General features: G+C 55.3%; 22 protein-coding genes. 13 read left to right on the plus strand and 9 right to left on the minus strand.

The features are described 5' to 3' along the window. Positions 1–11 precede the first annotated feature (11 nt). The 5 genes from LKE23_RS05850 (at position 12) to LKE23_RS05870 (ending at position 5,068) form a co-directional block, all read left to right on the plus strand. Positions 12–572 carry an ECF transporter S component gene (locus tag LKE23_RS05850; protein WP_291976391.1) on the plus strand — a complete coding sequence of 187 codons (561 nt, stop codon included), beginning with the start codon at positions 12–14 and terminating at the stop codon, positions 570–572. Between the two features lie 4 nt (positions 573–576). Beyond that, positions 577–1,974, plus strand: coding sequence for an ATP-binding cassette domain-containing protein (locus tag LKE23_RS05855; RefSeq protein WP_291976392.1), 1,398 nt, complete (start codon positions 577–579; stop codon positions 1,972–1,974). A 2-nt stretch (positions 1,975–1,976) separates the two neighbouring features. Then, on the plus strand, positions 1,977–2,630 hold the full coding sequence (locus LKE23_RS05860) for an energy-coupling factor transporter transmembrane component T family protein (RefSeq protein ID WP_291976393.1): 654 nt from the start codon (positions 1,977–1,979) through the stop codon (positions 2,628–2,630). Between the two features lie 39 nt (positions 2,631–2,669). Further along, complete coding sequence (locus tag LKE23_RS05865) at positions 2,670–3,008, plus strand: DUF4870 domain-containing protein (protein WP_291976394.1); 339 nt, start codon at positions 2,670–2,672, stop codon at positions 3,006–3,008. A 74-nt stretch (positions 3,009–3,082) separates the two neighbouring features. Next, entirely contained in the window at positions 3,083–5,068 is a 1,986-nt protein-coding gene (locus tag LKE23_RS05870) for a cation:proton antiporter (RefSeq protein WP_291976396.1), read from the plus strand. 32 nt (positions 5,069–5,100) lie between these two features. On the opposite strand, the gene LKE23_RS05875 is transcribed toward LKE23_RS05870, so the two are convergent. After that, the gene (locus LKE23_RS05875) at positions 5,101–6,081 is read right to left on the minus strand and encodes an alpha/beta hydrolase (protein ID WP_291976397.1); all 981 of its coding nucleotides are present in this window, start codon (positions 6,079–6,081) and stop codon (positions 5,101–5,103) included. 119 nt (positions 6,082–6,200) lie between these two features. Between LKE23_RS05875 and LKE23_RS05880 the strand changes: the two genes are divergently transcribed. From LKE23_RS05880 to LKE23_RS05890, 3 genes are all read left to right on the plus strand, one after another. Further along, complete coding sequence (locus tag LKE23_RS05880) at positions 6,201–6,614, plus strand: helix-turn-helix domain-containing protein (protein WP_291976399.1); 414 nt, start codon at positions 6,201–6,203, stop codon at positions 6,612–6,614. 10 nt (positions 6,615–6,624) lie between these two features. Continuing rightward, positions 6,625–7,482 carry an SAM-dependent methyltransferase gene (locus tag LKE23_RS05885; protein WP_291976400.1) on the plus strand — a complete coding sequence of 286 codons (858 nt, stop codon included), beginning with the start codon at positions 6,625–6,627 and terminating at the stop codon, positions 7,480–7,482. Positions 7,483–7,641: 159 nt separating this feature from the next. Next, positions 7,642–8,808: an MFS transporter gene (locus LKE23_RS05890; RefSeq protein ID WP_291976402.1), complete on the plus strand. Its 1,167-nt coding sequence runs from the start codon at positions 7,642–7,644 to the stop codon at positions 8,806–8,808. 242 nt (positions 8,809–9,050) lie between these two features. Here LKE23_RS05890 and LKE23_RS05895 read toward each other — a convergent pair whose 3' ends face one another. The 3 genes from LKE23_RS05895 to LKE23_RS05905 all read right to left on the minus strand — a co-directional run bounded on the left by LKE23_RS05895 (position 9,051) and on the right by LKE23_RS05905 (position 11,032). Further along, complete coding sequence (locus tag LKE23_RS05895) at positions 9,051–9,509, minus strand: hypothetical protein (protein ID WP_291976403.1); 459 nt, start codon at positions 9,507–9,509, stop codon at positions 9,051–9,053. Beyond that, positions 9,490–9,915: a hypothetical protein gene (locus tag LKE23_RS05900; RefSeq protein ID WP_291976404.1), complete on the minus strand. Its 426-nt coding sequence runs from the start codon at positions 9,913–9,915 to the stop codon at positions 9,490–9,492. The genes LKE23_RS05895 and LKE23_RS05900 overlap by 20 nt, the downstream gene beginning before the upstream one ends. Before the next feature lie 103 nt (positions 9,916–10,018). Continuing rightward, a complete protein-coding gene (locus LKE23_RS05905) occupies positions 10,019–11,032 on the minus strand; it encodes a lipoate--protein ligase (RefSeq protein ID WP_291976405.1) in 1,014 nt (337 codons plus the stop codon). 189 nt (positions 11,033–11,221) lie between these two features. On the opposite strand from LKE23_RS05905, the gene LKE23_RS05910 reads away from it, so the two are divergent. Further along, a complete protein-coding gene (locus tag LKE23_RS05910) occupies positions 11,222–11,686 on the plus strand; it encodes a universal stress protein (RefSeq protein ID WP_267201942.1) in 465 nt (154 codons plus the stop codon). A gap of 20 nt (positions 11,687–11,706) precedes the next feature. Beyond that, positions 11,707–13,629, plus strand: coding sequence for an elongation factor G (locus tag LKE23_RS05915; protein WP_291976406.1), 1,923 nt, complete (start codon positions 11,707–11,709; stop codon positions 13,627–13,629). Between the two features lie 40 nt (positions 13,630–13,669). Here LKE23_RS05915 and LKE23_RS05920 read toward each other — a convergent pair whose 3' ends face one another. Genes LKE23_RS05920 through brnQ form a run of 3 tightly spaced genes read right to left on the minus strand, consistent with a single transcriptional unit; the run spans position 13,670 to position 16,771 of the window. Then, positions 13,670–14,470: a Cof-type HAD-IIB family hydrolase gene (locus tag LKE23_RS05920; protein ID WP_291976407.1), complete on the minus strand. Its 801-nt coding sequence runs from the start codon at positions 14,468–14,470 to the stop codon at positions 13,670–13,672. Positions 14,471–14,473: 3 nt separating this feature from the next. Further along, positions 14,474–15,379 (minus strand): ROK family protein, encoded by a 906-nt coding sequence (locus LKE23_RS05925; protein WP_291976408.1) that lies wholly within the window; start codon positions 15,377–15,379, stop codon positions 14,474–14,476. 42 nt (positions 15,380–15,421) lie between these two features. After that, on the minus strand, positions 15,422–16,771 hold the full coding sequence (brnQ, locus tag LKE23_RS05930) for a branched-chain amino acid transport system II carrier protein (RefSeq protein ID WP_291976409.1): 1,350 nt from the start codon (positions 16,769–16,771) through the stop codon (positions 15,422–15,424). A 211-nt stretch (positions 16,772–16,982) separates the two neighbouring features. Between brnQ and LKE23_RS05935 the strand changes: the two genes are divergently transcribed. Then, positions 16,983–17,738: a DNA-binding response regulator gene (locus LKE23_RS05935; RefSeq protein ID WP_291976410.1), complete on the plus strand. Its 756-nt coding sequence runs from the start codon at positions 16,983–16,985 to the stop codon at positions 17,736–17,738. Here the strand turns inward: LKE23_RS05935 and LKE23_RS05940 are convergent. Next, complete coding sequence (locus LKE23_RS05940; protein WP_291976411.1) at positions 17,731–18,312, minus strand: zinc ribbon domain-containing protein; 582 nt, start codon at positions 18,310–18,312, stop codon at positions 17,731–17,733. The genes LKE23_RS05935 and LKE23_RS05940 overlap by 8 nt on opposite strands. Before the next feature lie 74 nt (positions 18,313–18,386). On the opposite strand from LKE23_RS05940, the gene LKE23_RS05945 reads away from it, so the two are divergent. After that, positions 18,387–19,808, plus strand: a complete 1,422-nt coding sequence (locus LKE23_RS05945) for a sensor histidine kinase (protein WP_291976412.1) — start codon at positions 18,387–18,389, stop codon at positions 19,806–19,808. A 49-nt stretch (positions 19,809–19,857) separates the two neighbouring features. Then, the gene (locus LKE23_RS05950) at positions 19,858–21,417 is read left to right on the plus strand and encodes a cation:proton antiporter (RefSeq protein WP_291976413.1); all 1,560 of its coding nucleotides are present in this window, start codon (positions 19,858–19,860) and stop codon (positions 21,415–21,417) included. 81 nt (positions 21,418–21,498) lie between these two features. Here the strand turns inward: LKE23_RS05950 and LKE23_RS05955 are convergent, their stop codons facing one another. Next, entirely contained in the window at positions 21,499–23,910 is a 2,412-nt protein-coding gene (locus tag LKE23_RS05955; protein ID WP_291976414.1) for a phosphoketolase family protein, read from the minus strand. Positions 23,911–24,149: the final 239 nt, after the last annotated feature.

Raw genomic sequence — 24,149 nt, forward strand, 5'->3', positions numbered from 1 at the left:
GAGTCTTTCTGATGCACAAAAGAAGTTTTCACCTACGCGATATCATTCTGCTGGCCCTGATCGGGATCATCTTCGGGGTCATCTACTACGCGGCCAGCTTCGTCTACAACGGGCTGACATTGCTGCTGACGCCAATCGGCTACGGCCCGATGGCTAACGACATCACCATGGGAATCTGGTGCATGGCCGGTCCCCTCGCCGGTTTCATGTTCCGCCTGCCCGGCTCGTCCTTTCTTGGCGAGTTTCTCGGAGCGGCCGTCGAAATGTTTCTCGGTGACCAGTGGGGAGCTTCCAACCTGATCTCCGGGGCCGTCCAAGGGGTCGCCACCGAACTGGGCTTTACCGTCACCCTCTACAAGCTTTATAACTGGCTGACCGTCCTGACGGTTTCGCTTTCGACGACCCTGATCACCTTCGGCTGGGACTGGTTCCGGAACGGCTACAGCCACTTCGCCGGCCACATGCTGATTGTGATGTTTGTGGTACGCTTCCTGTCGATCTTCTTCTTCAGTGGCGTCCTCAACAAGCTGATCATCAACATGCTCAACCGGGCCCACGTCATTAAGGAGTAAGCCAATGAACGCTATTCAAACCGACCGGCTGACCTTTCGTTTTGAACACCAGCAGCCAATCCTTGACCAGGTTGATGTTGAATTTCCGCTGGGCCAGAGCGCGCTCGTCGTCGGTCCCTCCGGCTGCGGTAAGTCGACCCTCTTGAAAATCATTGCCGGCCTGTTGCCGAAATACGGGGGCGAAGTAACCAGCGGGCGGGTCGTTGTCCCCACGGATAGCGGCCACCGTCCCCGGATCGGAATGCTCTTTCAGGATCCGGCCATGCAGTTTGCCATGGACACGCCCCAACACGAGATGGAATTCACCCTTGAGAACTGCCAGGTTCCCGCAGAAAAGATGGCGGAACGAATCCAGCAGGCGGCCGCGTTTTGCCAGGTGACGGATTTCCTCGACCGCAAAATTGCGACCCTGTCCGGTGGCCAGCAGCAACGGGTTGCCCTGGCCGTGGTTCTGGTCATGCGCCCGGAAATCCTCCTGCTGGACGAACCCTTCGCCAGCATCGACGAGGCCAACCGCCGTTTTTTGATCGCCCAGCTAGCCAAATGGCAGAAGCATTCCGGCCACACCCTGATCGTCACCGACCACGACTGCCATGGTTATTCCAGATTGGATCCGCGGGTCTACCGCTTTAACGACCACCAGGTTCAATTGATCAGCCCCGACCAGGGACGGGCCTTGATTGCCCAGGCCGACAACGCCAGCCAGGAACCGCTGCACACGGCCGTTCCCGATTCTACGACACCGGCGATTATGCGACTGGACGGTTTGACTATCGAACGGGGTGACAGCCGACTGATCAAGGACGCCAGCCTGCCGATCGTCGAAAACAAGATTACCCTGCTGACCGGAGCCAACGGGGTGGGCAAGTCGACCCTCTTCAAGGCCCTGACCCGCCTGATCTCTTATCGGGGAAACATTTCCTACCGGGAAACCGATATTGCCAAATTATCACCCGGGAAATATCACCAGCAGGTTGGGATGGTCTTTCAGCAGGCCAACGACCAGTTCCTCAACGTCACGGTGGCTGAAGAACTGGATCTCAGCGCCAAGCACCAGCGGCAGCCGGTCCTAACCAATGACCACCTGCAAGCGATCCTGGAAGATTTTGGCCTGGCGGGAATGGAAAACCGGGTCGTCTACTCCCTCAGCGGGGGCCAGCGCAAAAAGCTTCAGCTCCTGGTAATGCTGATGATCGGCCACCCGGTTCTGCTCCTGGACGAACCCTTCGCCGGGCTTGATCGAAAATCGCTTGCGGTCGTGATTGACCTGATCAAGCGTTGCCAGCGGGCCCTGCCACAAACAATCGTCATCATCAGTCACCAGCTGGCCGGACTCGACCGCCTGGTTGACTACCACCTGCACCTGGCTGACCAGCGCCTGACCTACCTGGGAGGTGAATAACCATGAATCCAAGCTTGAAACTCTTTCTCGCGGTGATCATCGCCCTCGAGGTGACCTTCACCACCCACCTCTACACCAACGTGGTCATCATTGTCCTGGCCCTGATCTACCTGCTCGTCCACCACGTCAATGGCCGCCACCTGGTCATGCTGCTCCTGATCACAGCCATCCCGGCCCTGGCAATTTTCGCAACGATTGCCTTCTTCAGCCCCCAGCGCAATGTTTACTTTGCCTGGGTCCTTGTCACCCGGATCTACGTCTACGTCACGGCCGGGTCGGCAGTCAGCCTGACGACAACGCCCCTCCTGCTCGTCCGGTCGCTGGAACAGGACTGCCACCTGCCGAGCAAATTTGCCTACGGGATCCTGGCCGCCCTTAACCTGCTGCCGAAAATCCGCCAAGAAGTCAAGATCATCCGGATCGCCGGACAGATGCGGGGTGTGACCTTGCACTGGTGGTCACCGACCCTCTACTTCAAGGCAATCCTGGCCGCCAGTCAGTGGGCCGACTCGCTCGCCCAGGCGATGGAGAGCCATGGCTTTCGCGAGGGGGCGCCCCGGACGGCTGCCCAGGCGATCGCCATCACCAGGCGCGACTGGTTGCTCTTCGGCGGTGGTTTGATCTTCCTGCAGGTAATTATCGTTGCCCTCCCTTAGCCGATCGGGCATAATATAGGGAAAAGGGAGGAAATTAGCATGCAAAACAATACCACCAACCGGATCGTGAATGCCCTGTCCTACCTCAGCATTCTCTTCCTGCCGGTCATCTTTCCGCTGATCGTCTGGATCGTGGCCCGGGCCAGCGACGACCCATCCATTGTCAAAAACGCCCGCAAAGCCTTTTGGTCACAGATCTTCCCGCTCTTCTACGTGATCTTCGCGATCCTGGTCCTGAGCATTGCCTCGCTCAGCAGTACCCTCGCCCATTCCGGGGCCGTCTTTGGCATCCTGCTGACCTTTGCCCTCCTGATCGCGCTCCTGCTCTTCATCTACAACATCGCCATGGGGGTCAAGATGCTGCTGGGACGGGAATAATCAATAAGGCTGAGAAAGTGTTTTCTCGGCCTTTTTCTAGTGAGTGAATAAATTTTGGAGGGAGAGAAATTGACATGGAATTAGTACTCGGCACCATCCTACTGCTGGCCGCGGTGATCGCCGCCAACGTTGTCCACCTCATCTATCCGCGCATCCCCTTGGCGATTTACCAAATCGTTGCCGGGATCCTGCTGGCCAGCCTGCCCACGAGCGCGACCAACTTCACCATGCATCCTGAATTGTTCATGATGGTGGTGATTGCGCCATTAATGTTCAACGACGGGCAGAACCAGTCCTTCCGCTACCTCTCGAAGAATACTCGCGCCATCTTTTCAATCGCCATCATGCTCGCCCTGGTCACGGTCATCGTCACCGGCTGCCTTTTGCACCTGGCCATGCCAAAGGTCTTTCCGCTGGCCCTGGCCTTTACCCTGGCGGCCATCATCACCCCGACCGATGCGGTAGCCGTCAAGTCACTGACCACCAACGTGACCATGCCGGAAAACGTCAGTGGCGCCCTCGAATACGAATCACTGTTCAATGATGCCTCCGGGATCGTCCTCCTCGACCTGGCCCTGACCGCCTACCAGTCTGGCCAATTCTCGCTGGGCCACGGCCTGTGGATCTTTGCCTACGTCTTCTTCGGCGGGATCATCTTTGGGGCCGTTCTCGGCACGATCCTGATCAAGTTGCGGACCCGGCTGATGCGCAACCATGTCGACATCGGTTCAATCGTGATTCCGATCAACGTCATGACGCCCCTGGTGGTCTACTGGCTGGCCGAAGAACTGCACTTCTCCGGCATCCTGGCCGTCGTGGCCGCCGGGATCGTCCACAGCATTCTCTACGACCGCCTGCGCCTGACCTCAACCAAGGTCCAGATCGCCACCACAACTATCTGGACGATCATCAGCGACGCTTTAAACGGCCTGGTATTCGTTCTCCTCGGGGTCCTTCTGCCCCAGGTGCTGCGACGGACCAGCCTGCTCAGCCTCACCAAGCTGATCGTCATCGCTCTCCTGCTCTACCTGGTCATGACAGCAATGCGCTTCGTCTGGGTTCGCTGGCGGCTCGTCCGGATTGGCTCCACCCCGGAGAGCCTCAGCAAGGACAGCCTGCTGATGGCGATCGGTGGCATCCACGGGACGATCACCCTCTCCTTGGCCTTCTCCCTCCCAGTTGCAATCAATGATCACGCCTTTGTCTTCCGCAACTCGATCATCCTGATCGCCGCCATCGTGATCCTCATCAGCATCCTTGTCGGTGCCGTGGCCTATCCGCTCCTGCTGCCGGCCAAGGCCAAGAGCTTTACCGAGGAGGAATTTCACCACCAGTTGACGGCAACCGTTCAGTATGCGATCAACCAGCTCAATAACCGGTCCACCGCCCACCGGGAAAAGGCAGTGGTCATCGACCAGTTGAGTACCCAGCTAAACCTTTATCACCAGTTGGACCAGCAGCGTTACCAGCACCTTATGGCAGCGGCCCACCAGGTCGAGCTCGACACCGTGGACCAGCTCAACGCGGACGGCGTGATCACCGATCGGGAGGCCAACTTCTACGCCCGCTTCATCAGCCACGCGGTCTTCCGCCACAGCCAGCACGGCTTCTGGGAATACTTCCGGCTGCTCTGGCACCGAATCAAGTGGCGCCACTTCCAACGCAGACACCTCCAGCACCACCTTGACCAGAATCCGCAGCTCAAGCAGGCGGTCCAGGACAAAATGACCGTCGCCAAGCAAAATCGGCAGGTCGTTCAGCGGATTCTCAAGATTACCAGCAAAAAGGTCAACCAGTATTTACAGAGCGTTGAGACTCCTGAAAACGCCAATGAGGTTGCCCTGGTTCGCCGGGCCTACCTCCAGCAGCGGGAACTCTTTTCCCGGGGCCAGGAGCTCGATAGTGACACCGTCAATCACCTCTTCATCGACGCCTTCCAGTATGAACACAGCTACGTCCAGGAGCGCCAGGCCGCCGGCAAGTTAAAACCGGAGCTGGCCAACGCCCTCAACGAACAGATCTCAACTGACGAACTTGTCTATGTTCAGTCATTAGACTAAAAAAAGTCGCGCCCGCAAGCGCGACTTTTTTATTATTTTACGTACTGATTCAAGAACTGAGCAACCTTCTTTGGGTACTCGTGCGGGTAGTGAGCATAGGAGGCCGCGTGTTTGGCGCCCTTCGCTACCCAGAGCTGCTTGGGCCCGCGGGTGGCCGCGTAGTTCTGGTAAACCATCTTCGTCGGCACGAAATGGTCGTCGCCACCGTGGATGAAGAGCATCGGCCGGTGGTTGTGGTGCAGCATTTTAAGCGAGCTGGCCTCACTGGTGAAGAAGCCGTTCTTGGTCCGGTTGATTCCACTCAGAATGGCAATCAGTGGTCCGCGAATAAACTTCGGCAGGTGGTAGAGGTTCCCCGCCTCGTAGTTGAGCTCCGCGTTCAGGCTGGTGTAGCCGCAGTCCTCGACGATCGCCTTGACCTGGTGCGGCAGGTGAAGCCCACTGGTCATCATCGCGGTAGCCCCGCCCATGCTGGTCCCGAAGATGACGACCTGGCTCCTAGTCCCGTTGTGTTGGATCAGCTTATTTGTCCACTTCCGGACGTCATAACGTTCCGGCCAGCCGTAGCCGATGTACTTGCCCTGGCTCTGCCCGTGGGCCCGGGCATCCGGCATCAAAACGTTGTAGCCCATTTGGTGAAACATTGCCGCGTACTCGCCCATCTTTTCCTTTCTCCCCATGAAGCCGTGGAGGATGACGACGTTCTTGGTCGTCTGGCGGGCCGCCGGCAGGTAGTCCGCTACCAAGCGGTAGTGTCCGCTGGCGGATTCCATCGTCCAGGTTTGCTTATGGGCGTGCTTAAACCACATCTTCTGGTCATAAAGCGGGTCCGACCGGCTGATCCGGTTAGAATTGTTGATGAAGGACTTGTGGCTCGGCACCATCGCGACATTGAAAAAGTAGGCGCCCGCTGCCAGCATGGCCACCACGATGACGGTGATGATCCCAATCAGCCAGTTGCGCAGCGGATGACGTTTCTTCTTAATTGCAGTATTCAAAATAGTTAACCCCATGTCATATTTTTGATAATGGAATCAGTTTAGCACACTTTCCGTGGTTTTGCATGTTGTTTTTCCTGCCAAGGCGGCGGAGCAATGGTAAAATAAGAATGATACAGTAAGGAAGTGAGCGAATGTTTCCAGAAAGACTGCGCGCTTTACGAAAGGGCCAGAAAATAACCTTAAAAGAACTTGCCGAACACCTCAACGAGAATCTCGGACCGGGTGAAAAGCCCAACACCGCCTCCCAGATTGGCAACTGGGAGCGGGGCATCCGGAACCCGTCCTACATTGAGGCCCGCAAGCTTGCCGAATTTTTCAACGTGAGCCTCGACTATTTGACCGGGAAAACCGACCGCAACGACTTCGATCTTGCCAAGCTCTTCTTCTCCGATCGGGACCTGACCTTTAACAACACGATCCTGTCGAGTGACGATCGCTACGAGATTTTCCAGCTGATCGACGGCTACCTCAAGGGCCGCAACAACCGGCACGATACCGATAAGTTCTACGGCAAGCAGGAACAACTGAACCTCAAGCTCAAGTAAGGAAGACGCAATGAATCCAAAGCAAGTTAAAAAATTAAGGAAACGGGTCAAAAAGGCCCACCGCACGGTCCAACAGTCACCCTACATTGCGGAATTGACGCGGGACCGGGAGCTTTTCAACGACTTTCCGCCGGTCACCTACCTGATCAACAACGCCCTGGAGAGCGACCGTCTGCTTAGAGCCGGCCTCCTGCCCCAGCCACTGCCGACGATGTTGCTGCCGGATGACATCCAGGACACGATTTTTCAAAAGGTCAACCAGCAGTATCCCCAGGGTGATCCCCGTGGCGACCGCCTGTGGAACAAATATAACGAAGAGTTGCCCAAACTCGACGCCGCCCTGCGCAATTTCCGCGACTACCTCGAGGACACCTACGGAATGTGGTCCTACGTTAACGCGCCCTTCGCCCATGCCCTGTCCGACTACCTGAACGGGGCACCGGTCCTGGAGATCATGGCCGGCAACGGCTACATTTCCAAGGGGCTGCGCAATAACCGGCCGACCCAGCAGATCTACACCACCGACAGTCAGGATTGGGTCAAGGAAAACGAGACCGGCAAGCACCCGGTCACCGCAATCGAAAAGCTGGATGCCATCAGTGCAATCAAGAAGTACGGCGACCAGGTGGATTACGTCATCATGTCCTGGGCTCCCGACAAGGGCGATACCGACTGGCAGGTCCTTCAACTGCTGCGCCGGGACTACCCGGACGTCAAGCTGCTGGTGATCGGCGAAAGAAACGGGGCCACCAACTCCAAGCAGTTCTGGCAGGAGGCCGTCTTGAGTCAGGACGAGGCTCTTAAGCGCGTCAACGTCCAGCTGCACTCCTTCGACCTGATTGACGAACAGGTTTACCTCGCCAAATAAGTGAAACCAAGGGCAGATTAAAGGGCCGGGATCATCATTTTTTGAAGATCCTGGCCTTTTCCTCTAGAATTGTTGGCCAATCTCGGATACACTAGACTGAGTCTGAATTTTTAAAGAAAGGAAGTTCGACGGCCACGCTGCCTGTCGACGGTGATCACCATGAAATATCGCCTGCAAGCCATTCTCTTTGTCTTCGTTGCCTTTATGCTCGGCTGTAACGAGTACATGATCGTCGGGGTCCTGCCCGACATCGCCCACGAGTACCACGACTCCCTGTCTGCCCTGGGGCTTTTGGTAACGGTCTTTGCCCTGATCTACGCCATCTTTACCCCGATCATTACCTCAATGGCGAGCCGGTGGAAACGACACCACGTTCTGCTGACGCTGATGGTGGTTTTCTTTGTCGGCAACACCTGGTCGGCGCTGGCCACAAACTACGTCTCCCTCCTGCTCTCGCGGATCCTGACGGCAACGGTGGCCGGGGCGATCATCTCGCTCGTCCTCGTAATGGCCAGCTTTGTTGCGCCGCGGGAGAAGCGGGCCAGTCTGGTCTCCTGGGTCTTTGCCGGCTTTAGCATCGCCTCGGTCATCGGGATCCCGATCGGGACGGTCATTAGCACGACCTTCTCCTGGCACGACAGCTTCTGGATGATCACCGTTTTGACCATCTTCGTCTTTGCCGGCCTGGTCTGGCTGGTGCCGCGGGACACGCCCCAGTTCAAGAGCACGCTGGGCAAGCAGTTTGCCCTGCTCAAGGACGGGCGGGTGATCCTCGGGGTGATCTTCATCGTAGCGATCTGCGCGGCCGACTACTCGATCTACACTTACATTCGGCCCCTGATCACCAACGAGATGGGCTTTAGCAACGCCTGGCTGAACTGGCTGCTGTTCGGCATGGGGATCTTCTTCATCATCGGCAACAAGTTCGGTGGCTTCCTGGCCGACCGCGGTGGGGTTCACCGCCTCAGCGGGATCTACATCGCAATGACCATCCTCTACCTCGCCTTTGGCCCGCTGCTGAGCTACAAATGGATCGCCATCCTGATCGTCGCCCTGCTCTGCGTAGCCTTCTCCTGCTACGGTTCCTCGACCCAGCTGATGTTTTTGGACATCGCCGAAAAGGACTACCCACAGTCCCTTGACCTGGCCTCGTCTTTGAACTCGATCTTTGCTAATATCGGCATCTCGCTGGGTTCCTTTACCGCATCGACTGCCGTTCAGTTCATTCCAATGCACGATCTCGGCTACGTCGGCTCCCTCTACGGCATCCTGGCCACCGTCCTGGTCATCATCCTCAGCCGGAAGTATACGGGGATGCGGTATTAAAATTTATCACAAAGTATGAAAAAAACACGGCATCAAATAAATGATGCCGTGTTTTTGTGTGTATTGATACTATCTCAGGGTCACCAGCGACGTCCACTTCGCCAATGCCCAGGCGCCCCACAATCCGGTGGGTTAACGCGCCCCACAATCGAAAAAGTATTGGCAGCAATTTGGGTTGCTACCAGACCTCTCGACTCATCGCAAAATCTATTATAGCTCGTCAACCGCCAATCGGCAAGCGCCTAAGCCCGGGCCTCCATCACGTCGGCCAGGTGCGAGGCAACCCATTGCTGGGCTTTTTCTACCAGGTTCGCAACGCTGCCCGCCTGGTCGGTTTCATTAGCCAGTTCGTCGATCCGCAGGCCGGACTTGTTGACGTCGTCACTCTCCATGACCAGGTAGAGGTTGACCGGGTAGGCCGGGCCCTTGTCCAGCAATTTAGGCACCAGACGCTCGGCCTCTTCCATCGGCACGTTGATCAGATTGGTCTCTAGGCGCAGGCTGACCGGATCACCCTTCTTCATCTTGACGTTGACCAGGTACTGGCCCAAATAGCCTTTGTCCAGCTGGTCAATCACGAACTCGATTCCGGCTTTTAATGTCGTCTTCTGTTGGGCCTGGGCCGCCGTCTTGTCGACCGTTTCTTGCTCAACCTTGTTGGCAGTCAGCAACTCAAGGTAATTATCGACCGTTAGTTTCATTCTTCTTCGCCTTCTCCATCAACTTTTCAATCCGCATCTCCGTGTATTCGTGCCGCTGCTTAAATCCGTAGTAGACACCCGCGGCGCCGAGCAGGATCCCGGCAACCCCGAGGGCCTCGACGAACAAGCCATAGGCGCTGGTCCGCGGCCGCACCATTTCAAAGGCAGCCAGGCTGGCGATCGCAAAGTAGAGGTTAATAAAGATGGTCGCATAGCCACAAAAACGCATCTTGACCAGGGCCAGGCCGTCGACCACCCCGGCCAGGATGATGAAGATCAGCAGGCGGGGCCAAACGGCCATTGAAGTCAGGGATTGACCGTGTTGAATAAACATGATGGCATCGAGAACCATGGCCACCACCGCCGCCACGGAGGACACGGCAATGACCTTATCAGAATTTTTCATTGATATTTCTTCTCACTTTCTCGTGAACTTTGTGGTACGCAAAATGGGACTACCACAAATCGTGTTATAGTCCCATTTTACTAGATATTCTGCTAAAGCTCAATTAGGCCAGGAGGTCCGCGATCTCATCGGTCGGGATCCCGGTAATGTATTGCTGGGTGCCGGCGTCTTCCAAGACCTTCTTAATAGCGTCGTGGTCGTACTTGACGCCCTTCAGCTTGTCGGCCAGTTCGGTAACGTCCTTTGGCCCGAAGAAGTCACCGAAGAATTTGATGTTTTCGATCACGCCATTCTTAACGTCGATCCGGGCATCAATTGTCCCCATGTCGAAGTGCTTCCGCCGCTTCGTCGTGAACTCAGGGTTCTTGCCGTAGACCCAGTCCCAGTTGTTGTAGTACTGCTCGTAGATCTTATCGATTTCCTTTTGGTCTTCAGGGGTAACCACGTACTGCTTGTCCTTGATCTCGTCTAAGCTGTCAACGTGGAAGAGGCCCTTGATCAGGTCGTCTCTGAAGGTTGGCACGTCAATGTCCTGGTATTCCTTTGCCAGGTATGGCCGCAGGTTCGTGACCCGGGAACGAACGGACTTGATTCCCTTGGATTCGATCTTGTCCTTGGCAACGTGGAGGGCGTCGGCAACCACGCTCAGATCAACGTTGAGCATCAAGGTCCCGTGGGAGAAGGTCTTGCCGTTCCGTGAGTACATAGCGTTGCCGGAGAACTTCTTGCCGTCAACCAGGATGTCGTTTCGGCCGCTGACCTCGGCGCTGGTAGCCCCCATCTTATGAAGCACGTCAACGATTGGCTGGGTGAAGGACTTAAAGTCCCCGAATTCCTCGCTGTCGCTTGGAACCACAAAGGAGAAGCACAGGTTCCCCATGTCCTGATAAACCGCGCCACCACCGGACAGGCGCCGGGTTACGCGAATGTTATGTTCCTTAACGTAGTCCTGGTTGATTTCTTCTTGAGTGTTCTGATTCCGGCCGACGATAATGCATGGCTCTTCGTAGTAGAACAGCACCAGTGGCTCGTTACCGAAGTCCTTGTCGTTCATCAGATATTGTTCTGTAGCTAAGTTCATCCCGATGTTGTGGGACGTCATTGAAACATAACGCATAGTGTAACCCCTCTTTATAAAATCATACTAAATGCTATGAATTGTCATTTAGTTTCCATTAACGTAGTGTAGTCTTCTTCGCAACCGTTTTCAATAATTTCCACTCGAAACAGTTAATAATTATATCGAAATGCAGGAAAAAACCTTATAATATAGGTGATTACCTAACATTCAAAGGAGTTTTTGATTATGGCAAACGACTTCCAATACCACAACATCATGGTCGCCGTCGACGGTTCCCAGGCCACCAGCCAGGTGCTTGACGCCGCCATCGACAGCGCCCTGCGCAACAACGCCCACCTCGACATCTTAAACGTCACCCAGGTCGACCAGATCACCGATGGCTACAGCAACGCCGTCCTCAGCGAAAAGCAGACCTTCGATGCCGTCCACACCACCCGGGAACGGCTCGACGACCTGAAGGCCAAAGCCGAAAAGGCCGGGCTCAGCGACGTCAGCATTCACATCCGGTTTGGTAACCCCAAGCGGGTCATCGCGCGGGAATTTCCGAAGGACCACCACAATGATCTGATCGTGATGGGCACCACCGGCCTGTCCGGCGTGGAACGCTTCGTGCTCGGTTCGGTTACCAACTACGTCAACCGGAACGCTCTCTGCGACGTGATGGTCGTCCAGGTCAAGAAACAAAAGTAATTTTTGAGGGGGACTTAATCGTGAAGAAAATCGTTACCGGCATTATCGCCCACGTCGACGCCGGTAAGACCACCCTTTCGGAGGCCCTCCTGTTCAAGACCGGAGCCCTGCGCAAACTCGGCCGGGTTGACAAGGGAGATGCCTTCCTCGATCCCGACCAGTTGGAAAAGCAGCGTGGCATCACCATTTACTCGCACGAGGCCCAGTTTAATTACCAGGATCTCGGAATTACCCTGCTCGACACGCCCGGTCACATCGACTTCGTGGCCCAGACCGAACAGGTCCTCCAGGTCTTGGACTACGCAATTCTTGTGATCGACGCCACCAGCGGGTTGACCGGCAGCACGACCAGTCTCTGGCGGCTGCTCGAGCGCTACCAGGTGCCGACGTTTATCTTCATCAACAAGGTTGACAGCGTGGGAGCGGATCCCCAGGCGGTACTCGACCAACTGCAAAGCCGCTTCTCCGCTGGTTGCCTTCCCTTCGATTCACCGCTAGCCTCCGGAACCATCGAGGACATTGCCAGTCAGGACGAGAAAGCCCTCACCGAGTACCTAGAAAACGGTAAATTGACGGACGCGACGATCCAGCGCCTGATCAAGCAGCGGTTGGTCTTTCCGTGCTACCGCGGCTCGGCCCTCAAGCTCACCGGGATCGACCAATTCCTGGCGGGATTGAAGCGTTGGACGCTGCCTTTTGTGGCTCACCAGAAATTCGGTGCCCGGGTCTTCAAGATTTCCCATGACGGTAACGACCGCCTGACCTGGGTCCGGGTCACCGGCGGGAAACTCCGGGCTAAGGCCGAATTGGCAGACGGGCAAAAGGCCGATCAGCTGCGGGACTATAACGGCCGCAAGTTTACCATCCAACAGGAGGTCGCACCTGGGGACGTCTGCGCCATCGCCGGACCGAGCGCGACCTTTCCCGGTCAGGGGCTCGGGAGCGAGCGGGACCAGGATCAGGTCCAATTTCAGCCGGTCCTGACCTACGCCGTTGATCCCCGGGGCAACGATATTCACCACTGCCTGGTCGCCCTGCGGCAGTTGGCCGACGAGGATCCCCAACTGCGGGTTTCCTGGAGCGAACACCTCCAGGAAATCCACGTCAACCTGATGGGAACGGTCCAGCTGGAAATCCTCCAGCAGCTGCTCGATCAGCGTTTCGGACTTCAGCTCGACTTTGATCAGGGGCAGATCCTGTATAAGGAGACCATCACCGGTCCGGTCGAGGGCGTGGGACATTTCGAACCCCTGCGCCACTATGCGGAGGTCCACTTGCTGCTGGAACCGGGCAAGGCCGGTAGTGGCGTGCAAGTGGCCAATACCTGCCGGACCGACGTGCTCAGCCACAACTGGCAGGAGCAAATTATGACCAGCCTGGGAGCCAAGGAGCACCTGGGCGTCCTGATCGGGGCCCCGCTGACCGACGTCAAGATCACCCTGGTCGGCGGCCGCGGCAGCATCGTCCACTCGGTCGGCGGTGACTTTCGCGAGGCTACCTGGCGGGCGGTCCGCCAGGGGCTAATGGAGCTGCGGGCCCAGGGCAAGTGCCAGCTGTTGGAGCCGCGCTACCGTTACCGGTTGACCCTGCCCCAGGAAATGGTCGGCCGGGCGATCAATGATATCCAAAAGATGCACGGCAGCTTCGAACTATCAGCCGACGGCGCGTTGACCACCATTACCGGCACGGCCCCGGTGGCCACAATGCGTGACTACCAGCAGGAGGTTCGCAACTACACCCATGGACAGGGGCAGCTCGAATGCATCGTGGCCGGCTACCAGCCCTGTCACGACGCGGCGGCTGTTGTTAAACAGCACGCCTACGATCCGGTGGCCGACCTCGCCAACACCCCGGACTCGGTCTTCTGTGCCCACGGCGCCGGCTACCCCGTTCGCTGGAACCGGCTGCCGGAGATGGCGCACTTTCCATACCAGAAGAAATAGTAAAAAAAATCATCTTTGCCAATCGGCAAGGATGATTTTTTTACTTCTCTAGAATGTGGGCCAACTGGTGCAGGACGGCCTGGTCATCGTTCGTGCCGATTACCTGGCTGGCCGCCCGCTGAACATTGGCCGGAGCGTTCCCCATCGCGTAACTGGTTCCGGCCAGTTCAAACATCTCCAGGTCGTTTTCACCATCACCGAAGACCGCCAATTCCGCGGGATCAAGTCCCCACCGGTCGAGGAGGAGCTTGAGTCCGTACGACTTATCCATCCCCGGGATGATTAAATCGATTGCCCCGTAACCGCTGGCCGTGGCCCGGATGACCCCGGCGAAGCGAGTATCGATGGCGTGGGAAATCTCCCGCAGCCGGGTCGGCGGTACCGTCAGGGCAAATTTGAAGATCAGGTCATCCTGAATGTCCGCAAAGGTGCTGATCTCACGAACGCGGGTATAGAACTTCCGCATCCCCCGCTTGAAACCCTGGGGTGCGTCCTTCATCACGTAGGCGCTCTTGCGACCGCAAATGACGCCGTGAACGCCCGGCAGCTGAGAAACATATTGCCAGACCGCCAGAGCATTCTCCGGGGTCAAGCGACCACAGTACAGTTCCGTGCCTTTATCAATCGTCAGAACCCCGTTCTCCGCCACGAAGGCCAATTGATCGGCCTCCGCCGGGAAAAGGCTGCGTAGGAAATAGTACTGGTCCCCGCTGGCCACGATGAACCGAATCCCCTGATCGTTCATTTCCTGGTAGACCCGCTGAAACAGCGGCCGGTCGTAGTCCCGGTTGTTCGTCAAAAAGGTTCCGTCAATGTCGGTTGCTACCGCACGAATTGTCATTAATTATTCCTCCTCAATCTTCAACAGCAGACCATACAGGGCGCCCAGCAGGTTGGCCTCGTTCCCAAAATGGGCCGCCATGATTGCGGGCATCTGAATGTCGTCATGAAGGCGCCGGTCCTGGGCCTGCAACTGCCGAAACTGGCGCTTGACCTCCGTGATTAAAACCGGCTGGGCACTGATCCCCCCGCCGAGCAGGACCCGGTCCAGGTCGACCACCGCCTGGATGTTGACGATCAGGACTGCCACCTTCCGGCAAAAGTCGCTGAAGATTTTCCAAGCCGCCGGGTTGTGGCGGTTGATCTCGAGAAAGGCCCGGCGACCATCTTTCGGGTCGGGCAAATAGCAGGCCTGGGCGACCGCCATGATCATCCGCACCGCCGATGTACTGGCCCCCACCGTTGCCGTGTGGGGATCGGCGAAGTCGGCGTTATTGATGATCGCGCTCAGCTCACCCGCGCGGAAGTGGGGCCCGTGCAGTAGCTGGCCGTTGATCACCATGCCGCCACCCACCGAGGTTCCCAGGGTGATCACGGCCCCGTTGGCCACCCCCGTGAGGTTGCCCAGCCACATCTCGGCCAAGGTGGCGCAGTTGGCATCGTTGCCGACATAGACCGGCCGGCCCGCATAGCGCCGCAAGTAGTCCGCCAGGGCAAATTCACCCATGAAGCCCAGGGCACCGGTAAACCGGACCTCGCCCGTCACGGGATTGACGATGCCGGGCACGCTGACGCAGAGGGCCGCAGCAATCGGCTGGCGATCAATAATCGTCGTCAGGGCGTGCAGGAACGGGCCCTTCTGGTGTGGCGTGTCCACCCGTTTTTTAACAATGATGTTGCCCGAGTGGTCGATGACGGCGCTCTTAATTGCCGTTCCACCCACGTCGATGCTCAAGTATTGCCGCTGCATCCTGCTCACTTCCTTGCGCTTAAATTCTATTCACATTATACACTACTGCCGCCGAGGAGTTAGCCGCCAGCAAAGCAATCCGAAAACGGTGCCGACCAGGGCAAATGGCAGCCAACCCAGCCCCAAGTCATAAAGCGGCAGGCAGTGGTTGGCAAAGCTGATCAAGTCCTGGCTGCCCCTCAATTTCCGGAGCACCGGCGGGAAAGAATTGACCATGTCGAAAATGGCCGGTACGAAGGTGAAGAGCAGGGCACTTCGGTAAACGATTGGGGCGTTGCCGAAGAAGGGTGAAAACATCCCCAGCAAAACGAGGACGATCGCCAGCGGATAGAGCAGCATCAGCACCGGCGTCGACCAGAGAACGATCTTGTCCAGTCCCAAATTAGCGATTGCAAAGGACAACAGGCAGTTCATCCGTAAAAAGGCCTTGTAAGAGATCCTCGGGAACCGCTCGTGGAAATCCTGAGAAAAGGCAATTACTAGCCCCATCGCCGTCGTCATGCAGGTGATCGTCGCCAGCGTCAGCAGGAGGGCGTTGCCGAAGTCCCCCATGTAGTAATGGGCAACCTGGTTGAGCGTCGTTCCCCCGTTTTCAGCGATCGCAAAGTGGTGCCGGCTGGTGGTCCCCAGGTAGATCAGGCCGAGGTACATGATTCCAACTCCCAGGCAACCGATCAGACCGCCCTTGGTGGTGGCAAGGGAAACCGCCTTGCTGCCCTTAAAGCCCATCTGGGAAACGGCCACGACGATCGTCACCCCGAAGACCAACATGGCAAAGGCATCCATAGTGTTATAGCCCTGCAAGAAGCCACTGGTAAAGGCGTGGTGCACGTAGGCCGTCGTCGGCTGCGGCGTTGACAGCTTCCCCATCGGCCAGATGAAGGCTAGCAGGAAAATCACGAAGAGCATCACCAGGAAGACCGGATTCAAGACCTTGCCGATGATCTCGGTGATCTTCCCCTCCCGCGTCGCAAAGAAGTAGACCAGGAGGAAAAAGGCCCCGGTGTAAAGAGCCAGACCCCAGGGCTGCATTGCCGCGCTCAGGTAGGGGGCCACCCCAATGGCATAGGGAACCGTTGCGGAACGGGGCGTGGCGCAAAACGGCCCGATCGTGGCGTGAACCAGCAGGAGAAAAATCAGGGCAAACCAGGGGCCGACCGGCAGGGCCAGCTCAAAGAGGCCCCGTGACCGGGTGATGCTGATCGCCAATAGGGCAAAGAGCGGAAGCAGAACCCCAGAGAGGATAAAGCCCGCCGCGGCCGGCAGCCAGTTTCTTCCGGCCAGTTGCCCCAAGTGGACCGGGAAAACCAGGTTGCCGGCGCCGAAGATCATCCCAAAAATCAGTGAGCCGATGACCAGGTAGGTCTTACTCGCCGTTTTGAATCTATTCATGTTACTTCATTCCAATCTTTTTTAATAACCGATCTATTATAGCATAGTGCGCAGCTGAGCAAGTTAAGCCCTTGAAGTCGCTATGTTCACATAACTGACGTTTTCTTCAGCGAATGGCACAAAATTTCACTGTTCCCTCGCCAATGATAGCGGTTTGACCGAATAGTCATTATTATTGTCTTAGTACTTTTTAAACGGGAACAATTATATAATGAATGTTTTTGTTTTAGAGGACCAGTGGATTGAACAGCAATACCTCAGAAAGGTCCTGGAGCGGATTAGAACGCGACTCCACCTCACATCCTTTAATATCACCGCTTGGTCGTCGGTCGCGGAGGTGATTGCCAACCTGCCCGCACCCAGTGTCCATAACGTCTACTTGTTGGATTTGGAAGTCGATGGCGACAAAAAAGCCGGCCTTAAACTCAGCCAGCTGATTCGCCAAAACGATATTTTGGCCACCATTATTTTCATCACCGTTCACGACGAGTTTCTTCCCACAACCTACAGCTACCGGACCGAGGCCCTGGACTTCATCGCCAAGGATCAGGACAACATCGAGGACCGTCTCTATAAGGACTTTCAGTTCGCGGTGGAAAAGATCAATCACGGTCCCCAACCACGACTGGTCTTCAAGACGGCCGCGGGCTATTTGCGGATTGACTTTGCCAACATTCTCTATCTCGAGCCCAATCCCGCCAATTCGCATCAGGCCCTGCTGCATACCGTTGACCACCAGATGATCACGGTCAGTGGAACCCTGAACGAACTGGAAAAGCAATTTCAGACGCTCTTCCGCTCTCACCGGCATTTCCTGATCAACCCAACCCTGGTGGTTTCGGTCAACCTTGGCAATCACACCCTCCACTTCAAGGGCGAGACGCGTGACTACCCGTTCTCACGGCTGCGCACCAAGGAGCTCTTAAAGAGCCTTAAGCAGCTCAACCAGCCGTTCCAGATCATTTAGTCACGCCACCACTGCTGTTTAGCCAGCGAAAGTAACGAATTGAAGGCTTGTCGGTGACGTAACACCGCCCACTGTATTTCAATTTTCCCGTTTTCGTCTGGCAGTTCAGCACCATTGTCGGCGAGGCCTTAAGGGTAAAGGTACCGTTGGCTCGATTATCAACGTACTGAACTTGTCGCGCCCGCCGGTAATCGTTATCCGTTCGCAGATGAGAAACCAGCGCCGCCGTGCCGTCAATTCCGGTCGCAGTCGCCTTCTTTTTGGCGCCGATCAAGTAAAATTTTGAAACGACCCGCCGGTGCTGATCAAGCAGCTCGACCTCCTGGGGTGCGGAGTTGAGGAAGGTGGAGTAGGAGAGCGGTTGGTTGTCTTGAATGATTACTCCCAAAACTACCAGCGCCAAAATAATCCCAAAGGTTGCCATCATTGCCAGCCCACGCCGCGAAAGACGGTGCGTGGGGCTGGCCTTTTTTCTTGGCTGGGGGAGGGGAGCGCCGCAATTGCTGCACTGCCGGCTGCCAATGACGTTTAATTTGCCGCAGCGTGGGCAGGTAACGCTAAGATCATGATCCATTATTGTATTCCTTTCATCGTAAAATAGTATAATTAAAGTATACATCGATCTTAACAGAAAGCCGTCTATTATCCATGACATATATTAACCTGATTAATCCCTTCGTCTTGACGCCCTCACTCGGTTTCTTAATCGTCTGGGCCGTCAAGATTTGTGTTTTTTATCCACTGACCTTCTGGGGCACCTTTAAGCACCTGGGGCAACGTCGCGTGCCCTTTGTCCTCTACCTGGTCATTGCCGTAGTCGCCTTTTTCCTACCATTTAATTTCTTATTAAACGACTATCTGCTGATCACTCTGATGATCAGTCTTTACTATTTTTTTGCCAACCACTCCGGTGAGACCCTCACTGACCTGGTTGCCACCTTTTCTTTCAGTGCCCTCCTCGACTACTTTGCCTTTTTGATCGGCTCATACGGTCTCAGCATCTGCAAGGTCCTTTTTTCTTTCAACGGCACCACGTTTTACTACCTCTTAGTCAATTTGCTCGTTCTGATCTGCTACGGCATCGCATTGCTGATGGTGTGCGCCCTGCGACCATTTTTCCAGCGCTACCTAGCACGCCTGCACGGCCAGCACATCCTCGCCGAATGGCTCCTCAGTCTTGGCTTTTTGCCGCTGAGTTACTATCTTTACTACGCCCAGTACCACCGCTACCTCATGCAGTCACCGACCATGTTGACCGGTGCCGCCTTCCATCGTGCTTCACCCGTCCAAATTGGGGTGATCGCAATCCTTGAGGTCATCATTTACGTCTTGGTGGTACTGCTCATTATGGAACTGGTCAGCCGCTACCTGGCTAACCGGGACCGGGCCAACTTTGCCGACTACCGGCTGGCAAGTTTGACCCGCTACACCAGCCAGCTCGAGGTGATGAATGATGACCTGCGCCGTTTTCGTCACGATTATAAGAATATTCTCTACAGCCTCACTAGTGCTCTGGAGACCAACAATCTCGACTTCGCCAAGCGCTCCCTCGCCCAGCTGTCCGCCGCGACCAACAAAAGCATTGATGTGCCGACCGGAATTATCGGGCCGCTGAAAAACATTCAGGACGCCGGGCTTAAAGCCGTTATCTTTAACAAAATCTCAACAGCCATGGAAAAAAAGATCGATCTGCAAATCGAAATTGTCGACCCGATCGACTTCAACCAGACCATGGAGCCCGTCGACACCATTCGAATCGTCGCCATCCTGCTCGACAATGCAATCAAGGCCGCAGCATCCGCTCCACAGCCACGGATCAACCTCAGCCTGTACGAAAACGAGTTTGCCCAATTCATCGTCGTCGGCAACTCCACCGCCCAGCAGGTTGACCTGGCCACACTCGACCACTTCAGCCAAACGGTCAGCATCATCGGCAACCACCACCTCGGACTGCGCAACCTGCGGATCATCCTCGCCCGCTACCCCGACGCCAGCAACGACCGCCGTGCAGATCCACACTGGTTTGAGCAGCGGATTATTATTCCGAAGCGACAAGAGACGACTAACTGATTCCTACTCCTGCTTAGAAACAACTACTATTAATTGGGGGATAATCGCCATGCTCCTTTCTTCCATCACCATCGTCAGCGCGGCCGTCTTTGCCAGCATCCTCGCCGGCTTCATTCCGCGCCTGTCCATCAACTACGTCTGCATGCTCTTCGGGGTCCTGATCGTCGTCATCGCACCGCTCAACCACCTGGTGACCCGCTTTGACGCCGGGCTCTTCATGTACATCGTGGCACCCCTGATTTACTTTGAGGGGCAAACCACCCGGCTCAATGCCGTTCGCCAATCAATTGGCAAGATCATCGGCACCGCGATCGTCCTGGTCGTCGCCGCCATGGCCATTTCCGGCTCCCTCCTTACGCTCTGGGGAGTGCCCGCAGCCCTGGCTTTCCTGATTGCCGCCCTGAGCACCCCCACCGATGCCACCGCGACCGCAGCCGTTTCGACCGGTCTAATCGTGCCAAAGCGGCAAAATGATCTGCTCAAGATGGAGTCGCTCTTCAACGACGCCTCCGGAATCATCCTGATCACCGCCTGCACCCTCTGGATCCAAAACGGGGCCTTCCAGTACCAGTGGACCATTCTCCACTTCTTTACGGCAGCGATCGGCGGCATCTTGATCGGGATCGCGGCGGCCCTGGTAATGATCACCTTCCGCCGGGGCCTGCAGCAGCTGAATTCCTGGGCGGCCAACGCCCAAAACATGCTCTTCATTGCGACCCCCTTCGTCGTCTACTACTTGGCGGAGGAACTCCATGTTTCGGGGATCATCGCGGTGGTCTGCGCCGGATTGATGCAAAACAGCGAAAGCGCCAGCTCCCGTTTCATTCACCCGCGTCAGTACCACAATGGGCTTGTCTTGATGGGGATGCTCCAAGAGCTGTTGAACAACATGGTCTTCGTCATTCTCGGCATCATCGTCTCCCGGGTCGTTTATAAGGACCTTGTCACCCAAAGCTACAGCGGCAGGTGGCTGCTAATCGGTCTGGCCCTTTACATTGTTAACGTCATCGTTCGTTATCTCTACGGACGCCTGGTTACCATGACCCGGCGCGGCAGCCTCATTTTTGCCCTCGGCGGGGTCCGGGGCGCCGTCACACTGGCCCTGGTCTACTCGGTTGCCGCCAGTGTCAGTGCTCATCAGTTCAACCAGGTCATCCTGGTGGAAACACTGGTTGTCCTCCTAAGCATGATCGTGCCGTCCCTGCTTTTCCCCTTCCTGCTCGAACACGACATTTCCGAGAAGGAGACTGCCCGCCGAATCGTCAGCATCAAGGAAAAGATGGTTGAAGAGGGAATTAAGGCCATCGAAAAGATCTACCTGCCACCGACAATCCGCGCCAACGTTCTCTACGACCTGCGTGATCAGCAGTCGAACAACTCCTTTAAGAAGTTTTGGCAGCACTGGCTCCACACTAGTCGCCAGCCGGAGCTCTCACCCGGCGAAAAGGAAATGGAGCAGCGGGCCTTGCGCTGGGCCTTCCGGGCGGAGCGGGAATACCTGGACATGATCTCGCAAAAGGAAAATCTTCGTGACTATGTTTACCAACTCTATAACGGCGTTCTGCTGGCCGAATCGATCCTGATTGATCCCGACAACGAGCTGCGTTAAAGATACATAAAAAAGCGTACCAGCACGCAAATGCTAGTACGCTTTTTGATTTATTAAGTGTTTAATTAGTAATCAGGCAGATTACTTAAGACCCTTCCAAGTCCAGTTGGTAACTTCAGGCATGTCCTTACCTTCTGAACGGATGTAGTGGTTGTGCTTGTTGATCATGTTGTCCATCTTGGCAACAAAGGCAGCACTCTTCTGTTCGTAACCAGCTACGCTTTGGATAGCATCCTTAGCAAGGTGGTAACGGTCAAGTTCGTTCAGTACACGCATGTCGAATGGAGTGGTGATGTCACCATTTTCTTCGTATGAGTGAATGTGAACGTTGTGGTTAGCACGTTCGAAGAACAGAGCCTGGATCATGTCACGGAAGCCGTGCCATGCGAAGATCACTGGCTTGTCGGTCGTGAAGTAACGGTTGAATTCAGCGTCGTTCAGACCTTCAGGGTTCTTGTCGGTGTTCATCAGCTTCATGATTTCCACGATGTTGATGTAACGAATCTTCAGTTCTGGGAAGTTGTCGTGCAGAATGTCAATTGCGGCAAGAGCTTCTTCAGTTGGTTCAGTACCAGCAGAAGCAAAGACAACATCTGGTTCGCTGCCCTGGTCAGTAGATGCCCAGTCAACGTAGCCAAGACCGTTGTCAACCAGTTCAGTAGCTTCGTCAATGGAGAACCATTGTGCACGTGGGTGCTTGGAAGTTACGAAGATGTTGATGCATTCTTGGTCGTTGAAGGCCTTGTTGGAAACAGCCAACAGAGAGTTAGTATCAGCTGGCAGGTATTCCTTAACGAGGTCTGGACGTTCCTTTTCGAACATGTGAGTCAGCAGACCTGGATCCTGGTGAGTGTAACCGTTGTGATCCTGCTGGAAGACCGTTGAAGTATCAACGAAGTTCAGGGCAGGGTATTGCTTACGCCAGTACATGTCCTTGGCCTTACGTAACCACTTCATGTGTTGAGTCAGCATGGAGTCAACAACACGACCGAATGATTCGTAAGTTGCGAAGAAGCCGTGACGACCAGTCAGGGTGTAACCTTCGAGGAAACCTTCAGCCTGGTGTTCGGACAGTTGAGAATCAATCATCCGGCCAGAGTGAGCCAGGTTTTCATCGTTTGGTTCGTGGATCCCTTCCATCCATTGACGCTTGTCATCGTCAAGGAAGGCGTAGAGACGGTTAGACTTGGATTCGTCAGGACCGAAGCCACGGAAGTTGTCTGGGTTCAGTTCAGCCATCTTGCTGAGGTACTTACCCCATTCCAGCATGTCCTGCTTTACAACAGAACCTGGAGTTTGAACGTCAACGGCGAAGTCACGGTAGTTAGGCAGAACCAGTGGCTTAGGGTCGATCCCACCGTTAGTGATTGGGTTCATTGCCATCCGGTGGTTGCCTTCTGGTGCGTTTTCTTCAACCAGTGCTACTGGGCGACCGTTTTCGTCGAACAGTTCTTCTGGCTTGTAGGACTTCATCCAGTTGATCAGCAGATCCTTGTGTTCCATGTCATCCTGGGATACCGGAATTGGAATCTGGTGAGCACGGAAGGAGTTTTCGATCGGGTTGCCGTCGAGGTCCTTCGTTGGGCCAGTCCAGCCCTTTGGAACACGGAAGATGATCATTGGCCATTGTGGCAGAGAGTCATCGTTGTTTTCACGAGCATTCTTTTGAATAGCCTTGATGTCTTCGATTGCTTCGTCCATCGTCTTGGCCATTTCTTCGTGAACGTCCATGTGGTCCTTGTAACCGGAGAATTCACCGTCACGGTCAGCTTCCTTGTATGCGGAAACGAAGAATGGCTTCCAGCCCATCCCTTCGAAGTACTTAGTCAGTTCTTCGTCGCTCATCCGGGAAAGGATGGTTGGGTTAGAAATCTTGTAACCGTTGACCTGGACGATTGGTAATACGGCACCGTCCTTGATTGGGTTGATGAACTTGTCAGAGAACCATGAAGCAGCCAGTGGGCCGGTTTCAGCTTCACCGTCACCGATTTCAACAGCGGCAATTACATCTGGGTTGTCCAGAATTGCACCAACACCGTGGGACAGGGAGTAACCCAGTTCCCCACCTTCGTGGATGGAGCCTGGAACTTCTGGTGCGGCGTGGGATGCAGTACCACCAGGGAAACTAAAGTGCTTGAACAGCTTAGCCATACCCTTTTCGTCCTGAGTAAATTCAGGGTAGATTTCGGTGTATGAGCCGTCCAGGTATGAGTTGTTCATCATAACCTGGCCACCGTGACCGGAACCTTCGATGTAGAACATGTCCAGGTTGTACTTCTTGATAACCCGGTTCAGGTGGGCATAAATAAAGTTCTGTGGAACAATCGTACCCCAGTGACCAATTGGCTTTGGCTTAACGTCTTCAGCCTTCAGTGGCCGACGCAGCAGTGGGTTGCTCATTAAGAACAAGGTACCTGCTGAGAGGTAGTTAGCGGCACGCCAGTAAGCGTCAACACTTTCCAAGTATTGCTTGGAATCGTAATCTACTGCCATTCTAATAAACACTCCTTCTGAATAAATCAATACGTTCGTGTGCTTCAAACAACTAACGTAAATCATTCAATTTACATCTTTTATGATAACCGTTTTTCGTTTAAAGTCAACCTTTTTCAAAATTGATACGGTCCAATTACCAAATCTTAATATTTAGGTCATAAAAAAGGCGCAAAGATCACTCTCTACGCCATTGAATTGCCTATTATTCAATTATTGCCCGCTTCTTATTTCAGCGG

Origin of the sequence: Limosilactobacillus sp., from assembly GCF_022482365.1 — a bacterium.
In the GTDB taxonomy this organism is placed as follows: domain Bacteria; phylum Bacillota; class Bacilli; order Lactobacillales; family Lactobacillaceae; genus Limosilactobacillus.

Bases quoted from the DNA above. Each gene is read 5' to 3' on its own strand.
- LKE23_RS05850 (WP_291976391.1), top strand. From the start codon at position 12: ATGCACAAAAGAAGTTTTCACCTACGCGATATCATTCTGCTGGCCCTG.
- LKE23_RS05855 (WP_291976392.1), top strand. From the start codon at position 577: ATGAACGCTATTCAAACCGACCGGCTGACCTTTCGTTTTGAACACCAG.
- LKE23_RS05860 (WP_291976393.1), top strand. From the start codon at position 1,977: ATGAATCCAAGCTTGAAACTCTTTCTCGCGGTGATCATCGCCCTCGAG.
- LKE23_RS05865 (WP_291976394.1), top strand. From the start codon at position 2,670: ATGCAAAACAATACCACCAACCGGATCGTGAATGCCCTGTCCTACCTC.
- LKE23_RS05870 (WP_291976396.1), top strand. From the start codon at position 3,083: ATGGAATTAGTACTCGGCACCATCCTACTGCTGGCCGCGGTGATCGCC.
- LKE23_RS05875 (WP_291976397.1), bottom strand. From the start codon at position 6,081: ATGGGGTTAACTATTTTGAATACTGCAATTAAGAAGAAACGTCATCCG.
- LKE23_RS05880 (WP_291976399.1), top strand. From the start codon at position 6,201: ATGTTTCCAGAAAGACTGCGCGCTTTACGAAAGGGCCAGAAAATAACC.
- LKE23_RS05885 (WP_291976400.1), top strand. From the start codon at position 6,625: ATGAATCCAAAGCAAGTTAAAAAATTAAGGAAACGGGTCAAAAAGGCC.
- LKE23_RS05890 (WP_291976402.1), top strand. From the start codon at position 7,642: ATGAAATATCGCCTGCAAGCCATTCTCTTTGTCTTCGTTGCCTTTATG.
- LKE23_RS05895 (WP_291976403.1), bottom strand. From the start codon at position 9,509: ATGAAACTAACGGTCGATAATTACCTTGAGTTGCTGACTGCCAACAAG.
- LKE23_RS05900 (WP_291976404.1), bottom strand. From the start codon at position 9,915: ATGAAAAATTCTGATAAGGTCATTGCCGTGTCCTCCGTGGCGGCGGTG.
- LKE23_RS05905 (WP_291976405.1), bottom strand. From the start codon at position 11,032: ATGCGTTATGTTTCAATGACGTCCCACAACATCGGGATGAACTTAGCT.
- LKE23_RS05910 (WP_267201942.1), top strand. From the start codon at position 11,222: ATGGCAAACGACTTCCAATACCACAACATCATGGTCGCCGTCGACGGT.
- LKE23_RS05920 (WP_291976407.1), bottom strand. From the start codon at position 14,470: ATGACAATTCGTGCGGTAGCAACCGACATTGACGGAACCTTTTTGACG.
- LKE23_RS05925 (WP_291976408.1), bottom strand. From the start codon at position 15,379: ATGCAGCGGCAATACTTGAGCATCGACGTGGGTGGAACGGCAATTAAG.
- brnQ (WP_291976409.1), bottom strand. From the start codon at position 16,771: ATGAATAGATTCAAAACGGCGAGTAAGACCTACCTGGTCATCGGCTCA.
- LKE23_RS05935 (WP_291976410.1), top strand. From the start codon at position 16,983: ATGAATGTTTTTGTTTTAGAGGACCAGTGGATTGAACAGCAATACCTC.
- LKE23_RS05940 (WP_291976411.1), bottom strand. From the start codon at position 18,312: ATGGATCATGATCTTAGCGTTACCTGCCCACGCTGCGGCAAATTAAAC.
- LKE23_RS05945 (WP_291976412.1), top strand. From the start codon at position 18,387: ATGACATATATTAACCTGATTAATCCCTTCGTCTTGACGCCCTCACTC.
- LKE23_RS05950 (WP_291976413.1), top strand. From the start codon at position 19,858: ATGCTCCTTTCTTCCATCACCATCGTCAGCGCGGCCGTCTTTGCCAGC.
- LKE23_RS05955 (WP_291976414.1), bottom strand. From the start codon at position 23,910: ATGGCAGTAGATTACGATTCCAAGCAATACTTGGAAAGTGTTGACGCT.